General features: G+C 73.8%; 1 protein-coding gene. It reads left to right on the forward strand.

Annotated elements, in window-relative coordinates; all coding sequences use genetic code 11:
- Positions 1–13: 13 nt before the first annotated feature.
- Positions 14–8,243: type I polyketide synthase (locus AB0H28_RS29775; RefSeq protein ID WP_358047391.1), on the forward strand; the 8,230-nt coding region annotated here is incomplete at its 3' end.

Below are 8,243 nucleotides of genomic sequence, written 5' to 3' on the forward strand. Positions count from 1 at the left end.
GCGCATTCCGGTGGTGTCGAACCTGACCGGGGAGCCGGTCGAGGAATACACCGGCGACTACTGGGTGCGGCATGTGCGGGAGGCGGTGCGCTTCGACGACGGCATGCGGTGGCTGGCCGGTAACGGGGTGACCCGCTGTCTGGAGGTCGGGCCGGCGGGTGTGCTGTCGGCGATGGCGGCGCCGGAGTTGACGTACGTGCCGGCGTTGCGTAAGGACCGCGACGACACCGACAGTCTGCTGCGTGCGGTCGCCCAGCTGTGGACCGTGGGCGTGCCGGTCGACTGGACCGCGATCCTGCCCGCCGCACCCCGCGTCGACCTGCCCACCTACGCCTTCCAGGGCCGCCGGTTCTGGCCGCGCCTGGACCGGGCCGTCGGCGCAGACGTGGAGGCCGCCGGCCTCGGCCGCGCCGAACACCCGCTGCTCGGGGCGACGGTCTCCATCGCCGGCGGTGACGGGCTGCTGCTGACCGGCCGGCTGTCCGCCCAGCGGCAGCCGTGGCTCGCCGACCACGTTGTGCTCGGCCGTACCGTGCTGCCCGGCACCGCCTTCGTCGAACTCGCCACCTCGGCCGGACGGCAGACCGGGCGGCCGGTGCTCGAGGAACTCACCATCGAGGCCCCGCTGGTGCTGCCCGCCGACGGGGTCCAGCTACAGGTCAGCGTCGGCGCCGACGACGGCGCCGGGCACGTGCCGGTCAGCATCTGGTCCCGGCCGGGACCGGACGCGCGCTGGCTGCGGCACGCCGTCGGCAGCCTCGTCGCGGACTCGCCGGACCGGACCGCCCCCGACCGGACCACCCCCGACCTGTCGGCCTGGCCCCCGGCCGACGCCACCGCCGTTGACCTCGACGGCTTCTACGACCAGCTCGCCGACCGGGCCGGCCTCGCCTACGGCCCGGTGTTCCGGGGGTTGCGGGCCGCCTGGCGTTGCGCCGACGCGGTGTACGCCGAGGTGGCGCTGCCCGAGGACACCCGACCCGAGGCGGCCGCGTACGGGGTGCACCCGGCCCTGCTGGACGCCGCTCTGCACGTCATCGGCCTCACCGACCTGGCCGGTGCCGGCGCCACCCGTCTGCCGTTCGCCTGGACGGACGTGCGCCTGCTCGCCACCGGCGCCGGCGTGCTGCGGGTGCGGCTGTCCGCCACCGGCTCGTCCGGCATCGCCATCGACGTCGCCGACGGCACCGGCGCGCCCGTGGCCCGCATCGGCCGGCTCGCGATGCGCGCCGTCACCGCCGACGCGCTGGAGCGGCCGACCCCGGTCACCGACGGCTCCCTCTACACCGTCGACTGGACCGCGGTGCCCGCACCGGAAGGCGCTTCTGCCCCCTTCGCCGCGATCGGTGTCGACGAGCGGGCCGGCGCCGCCGTCACGTACCCCGGTTTCGCCGACCTGCCCGACGGCGGGGAACTGCCGGACCTGGTCCTGTGGCGGATCCCCGAGGCGTCCCGCGACGGCCTCGTCCCCGCCGCCCACACGCTGACCACCGCGGCCCTCGACGCGGTGCGGGCATGGCTGGCCGACGAACGCTTCACCGACACCCGGCTGGCGGTCCTGACCAGCGACGCCGTGCCCGCCACCGGGCCGGTCACCGACCCGGCGGCGACCGCGGTGTGGGGTCTGCTGCGGTCGGCGCAGAGCGAGAACCCGGGCCGGATCGTACTTGTCGACACCGACGACGACGACCGCTCCTGGTCGCTGCTCGGCGCGGCGGTGCGCGCGGACGAGCCCGAACTCGCGCTGCGGGCCGGGACGATCCGTGTGCCGCGGCTGACCACGCCGCCGAACCGGCTCGACCTGCCGGTGGACGTCCAGTCGTGGCGGGTGGCGCCGGGTGGTGACGGTGCGTTGTCGGGCCTGGCGTGTGTGGAGGTTGCGGGTGCGGAGCTTGGCGCGGGTGAGGTGCGGGTCGCGGTTCGTGCGGTGGGGGTGAACTTCCGGGATGTGTTGTTGGGTCTGGGGATGTATCCGGATCCGGATGCGGTGATGGGTTCCGAGGGTGCGGGTGTGGTGGTGGAGGTCGGGGCGGACGTTTCCGACCTGGTGGTGGGTGATCGGGTGTTCGGGTTGTTCCATGGTGGGTTCGCGCCGCAGGTGGTGGCGGATCGGCGGGTGGTGGCGCGGATGCCGGCGGGGTGGTCGTTCGCGCAGGGCGCGGCGGTGCCGATGGCGTTCCTGACGGCCTGGTACGGGTTGGCGGATCTGGGGCGGTTGCGGGCCGGTGAGCGGGTGTTGGTGCATGCGGCTGCTGGTGGGGTGGGTTCGGCGGCGGTGCAGTTGGCCCGGTTGTGGGGTGCGGAGGTGTTCGCGACGGCGTCGCCGGGGAAGTGGGCGGCGGTCGAAGCGCTCGGCGTGGACCCGGAGCGCATCGCGTCGTCGCGGGACCTCGGGTTCGCGGATGTGTTCGGCGGTGTGGATGTGGTGTTGGACTCGCTGGCGGGTGAGTTCGTGGATGCGTCGTTGGGGATGCTGCGCCCGGGTGGCCGGTTCGTGGAGATGGGTAAGGCGGATGTTCGTGACGCCGCTGAGGTCGAGCGTCGGCTCGGGGTTTGGTACAAGGCGTTCGACCTGTCGGAGGCGGGGGCGGATCGCACGGCGGTGATGTTGGCCGACCTGGTGGCGTTGTTCGAGGCCGGCGACCTGCGCCTGTTGCCGCCGAGCGTGGCGGATGTGCGGGAGTTGCCGGCGGTGCTGGGGACGATGAGTCGGGGTGCGCACGTCGGGAAGAACGTGGTGCTGGTTCCCCGCCCGGTCGATGGGACGGTGTTGATCACCGGCGGCACGGGTGGGTTGGGTGCGGTGGTGGCGGCGCATCTGGTCGATGTCCACGGGGTGCGGGATCTGGTGTTGGTGAGCCGTTCCGGCGGGCCGGTGCCGGAGTTGGACGCGCGGGTGCGGGTGGTCGCGGCTGACGTGTCCGACCGGGTGGCGTTGGCGGGGGTCCTCGACGGCATCGAGGATCTGGCTGGTGTGGTGCACTGCGCCGGGGTGCTCGACGACGGGGTGTTCACCAGCCTGACGCCGGAGCGGGTGGCCGGGGTGCTGGCGCCCAAGGTCGATGCGGTGGTGCACCTGCACGAGTTGACCCGGGACATGGACCTGGCGATGTTCACCGTGTTCTCGTCGATCTCGGCGGTGTTCGGGTCGGCGGGCCAGGCGGCGTACGCGGCGGCGAACGCGTTCCTGGACGGCTTCGTGGCGTACCGTCGCGGGCTCGGTCTGGTCGGTCAGTCGCTGGGCTGGGGATTGTGGGCCAACACCGCCGGCATGGGCGGCGCGGTGGCCGCCCGGGTCGGCGGCGGCATGTCCGACGAGTTGGGCCTGGCGTTGTTCGACGCGGCTCACCGGCTGCCGGACGCGCACCTCGTCCCGGCGCGGCTCGACCTCGACGCGGTCCGGGCCTCCGGTGCGGTGCCGCCGCTGCTGCGCAGGCTCGTCACCACGGCCGTCCGCAAGGCCGACGACGGCGGCGTGGCCGGCCCCGGCCTGGCGCAACGCCTCACCGGGCTGGCCGACGCGGACCAGGAACGGCTGCTGACCGACGTGGTCTGCACCGCCGCCGCCGGGGTGCTAGGCCACAGCTCGGCCGACGCGGTGGTGCCGAGCCGGGCCTTCAAGGACCTCGGCTTCGACTCACTCACCTCCGTCGAACTGCGCAACCGGCTCAACGCGGCAACCGGGCTGCGGCTGCCCGCCACGCTGGTGTTCGACTATCCGACCCCGACCGTCCTGGCCGGCCACCTGCGCACCGAGCTGCTCGGCGCGCCGGCCCCGCAACAGGCGCGGGTCGTCCAGGCCGCGACCGACGACGACGCGATCGCGATCGTCGGCATGGCCTGCCGCTACCCGGGCGGCGCCAACAACCCCGAGGAACTCTGGCGACTCGTCACCGACGGCGCCGACGCCATCGGCCCGTTCCCCACCGACCGTGGCTGGGCCGCCGGCACCGCCGACTACGTACGCCAGGGCGGCTTCATCGACGACGCGACCGCGTTCGACTCCCGCCTCTTCGGCATCTCGCCGCGCGAGGCCCTGACCATGGACCCGCAGCAGCGGGTGCTCCTCGAAGCCTGCTGGGAGGTGTTCGAACGGGCCGGATTCGACCCCGAGTCGCTGCGCGGCGAGCCGGTCGGCGTCTTCATCGGCTCGTCCTCGTCCGGCTACGGCACCGCCGGCCCGCTACCGGACGGCGCCGAGGCGCACGCGCTCACCGGCACCGCACCGAGCGTGATCAGCGGGCGGGTCGCCTACACCTTCGGCATCGAAGGCCCCGCGGTCACGGTCGACACGGCCTGCTCCTCGTCGCTCGTCGCCCTGCACCTCGCCGCCCAGGCGCTGCGGTCGGGGGAGTGCACGATGGCCCTCACCGGCGGCGTCACCGTGCTGGCCGGCGCCGACATCTTCCCCAGCTTCGACAGTCAGGGCGGCCTGGCCGGTGACGGGCGGTGCAAGCCGTTCTCGGCCGACGCCGACGGCACCGGCTGGTCGGAGGGTGTGGGCGTGTTGCTCGTCGAGAAGCTCTCCGACGCGCGGCGGCACGGCCACCAGGTGCTGGCCGTCGTACGCGGCAGCGCGGTCAACCAGGACGGGGCGTCGAACGGGCTCACCGCCCCCAACGGCCCGTCCCAGCAGCGGGTCATCACCCAGGCCCTCGCGAACGCGCGGCTCGCCCCGGCCGACATCGACGTGGTCGAGGCGCACGGCACCGGCACCGCGCTCGGCGACCCGATCGAGGCCCAGGCGCTGCTCGCCACCTACGGCCGCCAGCGGCCCGCCGACCACCCGCTGCAGCTCGGCTCGATCAAGTCGAACATCGGCCACACCCAGTCCGCGGCCGGCGTCGCCGGCATCATCAAGATGGTGCTGGCGATGCGGCACGGCGAGCTGCCGCGCACGCTGCACGCGCAGACCCCGTCCGCGCACATCGACTGGACCAGCGGCGCCCTGCACCTGCTGACCGAACCGGTCGCCTGGCCGGCGGGCGACCGGCCGCGCCGCGCCGCGGTGTCGTCCTTCGGCATCAGCGGCACCAACGCCCACGTGGTGCTGGAGGAGGCGCCCACCCCGGTGTCCGCGCCGGCTCCGGCCGCGCCGGTCACCGGGCCGGTGCCGTGGGTGCTGTCCGCCCGCACGCCGGAGGCGCTGCGGGCCCAGGCCGAGCGGCTGCGGGAGTACGTGCTGGCGCGGCCCGAGCTGCGGCCGGCCGACGTCGGTTCGGCGCTGGTGTCGACCCGGGCCGTGCTGGACCGGCGCGCGGTCGTCGTCGGATCGGACCTGGCGTCGTTCGCGGCGGCGCTGACGGACCTCGACGCCGGCTCCGGCGGCACGGGTCGGACCGCGTTCCTGCTCACCGGTCAGGGCGCGCAGCGCGTCGGCATGGGTGTCGGGTTGGCGGCGCGGTTCCCGGTGTTCGCGGAGGTGTTCGACGGGATCGTGGCGCGGTTCGACGGGTTGCGGGAGGCCCTGGGGTCGGACGAGATTCACCAGACCAAGCACGCGCAGGCGGGGTTGTTCGCGGTCGAGGTGGCGTTGTTCCGGCTGCTGGAGTCGTGGGGGGTCACCCCGGACTACCTGCTGGGTCACTCGATCGGGGAGATCGCCGCCGCGCACGTCGCCGGTGTCATGTCGCTCGACGACGCGGTGACGTTGGTGGCGGCGCGGGGCCGGTTGATGCAGGCGTTGCCGGCGGGTGGGGCGATGCTGGCGGTGCAGGCGACCGAGGCCGACGTGCGGACGGCGATCGGCCGCCGGAAGATCGACGTGGCCGCGGTCAACGGCCCGACCTCGGTGGTCGTCTCCGGCAAGGCCGCCGCCCTCGACAAGCTGGCGGCGCGCTTTGACAAGACCGCCCGGCTCACCGTGTCGCACGCGTTCCACTCGTCGCTGATGGAGCCGATGCTCGCCGAGTTCGCCGCCGCGATCTCGCACCTCGACTTCGCCGCGCCGCGCATCCCGGTCGTGTCCAATCTGACCGGCGAGCCGGTCGAGGAGTTCACCGCCGACTACTGGGTGCGGCACGTGCGGGAGGCCGTGCGGTTCCACGACGGCATCACCTGGCTGGCCGCGCACGGCGTGACCCGCTGCCTGGAGGTCGGGCCGGCGGCCGTGCTGTCCGCGATGGCAGCACCCGAGCTGACCTACGTCGCCGCGCTGCGCAAGGACCGGGACGAGGCCACGACCGTCCTGGAGGCGGCCGGACGGCTGTGGACCGAGGGCGTGCCGGTCGACTGGACGGCGATCCTGCCGGCCGCGCCGCGGGTGGACCTGCCGACGTACGCCTTCCAGCGGGATCGCTACTGGCTGATGCCCACCGAGGCGGCCGAGCCAGCGGGCGCCGAGGACGGAGCGTTCTGGTCGGCAGTGGAACGCGGCGACCACGAGGGCCTCGCCGGCCAGCTCGACGGCGTGGACGCCCGGACGCTGGAGAGCATGTTGCCGGCGCTGTCCGCGTGGCGTCGCCGGCGTCGTTCGCAGGGTGTGGTGGAGGGCTGGCGGTACCGGGTCGGTTGGGCGCCGATGGCGGAGCCGGCGCCTGCGGTGCTGTCCGGTACGTGGTTGGTCGTGTCGGACACGCAGGCCGACGACGTGGTGTCCGCGCTGGTGTCGGCCGGTGCCGAGGTCGCATTCGTGCCGGCGTCGGGCGGCGCCGAGGTGGTGCGGGCGGCGGCGGTCGGCGACGTGCGGGGTGTGGTGTGGGTCGGCGGGGAGGCGTGGTCGCTGGTTTCCGCGTTGCAGGAGGTTACTGCGGCCGGTGTCACCGCGCCGGTGTGGGTGGTGACGCGTGGTGCGGTGGCGGTGGGTCGGTCCGAGTCGGTGACGGATGTCGCCGCGTCGACGGTGTGGGGTGTGGGTCGGGTCGCGGCGTTGGAGTTGCCGCGGGTGTGGGGTGGTCTGGTCGATGTTCCGGTGGTGCTGGGGGAGCGCGACGGTCGCCGGTTCGCGGCGGTGCTGGCGGGGGGTGGCGAGGATCAGGTTGCCGTGCGTGCGTCCGGGGTCTATGCCCGTCGGCTGCGGCGGGCTGCTGCGGTGGGTTCGGTGGCGCCGGTGTCGTTGTCGGGCACGGTGTTGGTCACGGGTGGGACGGGTGCGTTGGGCTCGCGGGTGGCGCGTTGGGTGGTGAGTCGTGGGGCGTCGCGGGTGGTGTTGGTGTCGCGGCGGGGCGATCGGGCTCCGGGTGCCGGTGATCTTGCGGCGGAGCTGACTGGGCTGGGTGCCGAGGTGTCGGTGGTGGCGTGTGACGTCGCCGACCGGAACGCTGTTCGCGCCGTGGTGGCTGGCATTGAGGATCTGGCCGGTGTGGTGCACGCGGCGGGTGTGTCGGGCATGGAGGGTTTGCTTGATGTCACTGAGGAGTCGTTCGGGGCGGTGGTGTCGGGCAAGGTGTCGGGTGCGTTGCACCTGCACGAGGCGACCGCCGATCTGGATCTCGACTTGTTTGTGGTGTTCTCGTCGATTGCCGGGGTGTGGGGCAGCGGTGGTCAGGCCGCGTATGCGGCCGGAAACGCGGCGTTGGACGCGCTGGTGGAGTCGCGGCGGGCCGCCGGCAAGCCGGGCACGGCGGTCGCGTGGGGTCCGTGGGCCGACGGTGGGATGGCCGGCGAGGGGAACGCCGCTGACTACCTTGCCCGTCGCGGCCTCGCCGCCATGGACCCCGACCTGGCGATGCAGGCCCTCGACATGGCGGTCGATACCGGTGATGTGACGACGACGGTCGCGGATGTGGACTGGTCGCGGTTCGTGGCGACGTTCGCCGCGCAGCGGCCCGCGCCGCTGTTCGGGGAACTGGCGGTCGTCGCCGCCTCCGACAACCCCGCCGACGAGGCGCTGGCAAGTCGCCTCGCCGGCCTTCCGCAGGCCGAGCGGCGTCGGGAACTGCTGGCGCTGGTGCGGGCGCAGACGGCGAAGGCGTTGGGTTATGCGGGTGCGGCGCAGGTGGAGGCCGGGGCGGCGTTTCGGGATCTGGGTATCGATTCGGTGACCGCGGTGGAGGTGAAGACCCGGATCAACGCGGCCACCGGCCTGCACCTGGGGTCGTCGCTGGTGTTCGACTACCCGACCCCGCAGGCACTGGCCGACCACCTCCTCCACGCGCTCGGCCTGGCCGTGGCCGACGCGCCGGTGGCGACGCTGCCGGCGCGGGTCGACGGCGACGACATCGTGATCGTGGGGATGGCGTGCCGGTATCCGGGTGGGGTGGAGTCGCCGGAGGATCTGTGGCGGTTGGTCGCCGGTGGCGCGG

This window comes from Micromonospora sp. NPDC050980 (assembly GCF_040653835.1).
In the GTDB taxonomy this organism is placed as follows: Bacteria; Actinomycetota; Actinomycetes; order Mycobacteriales; family Micromonosporaceae; genus Micromonospora.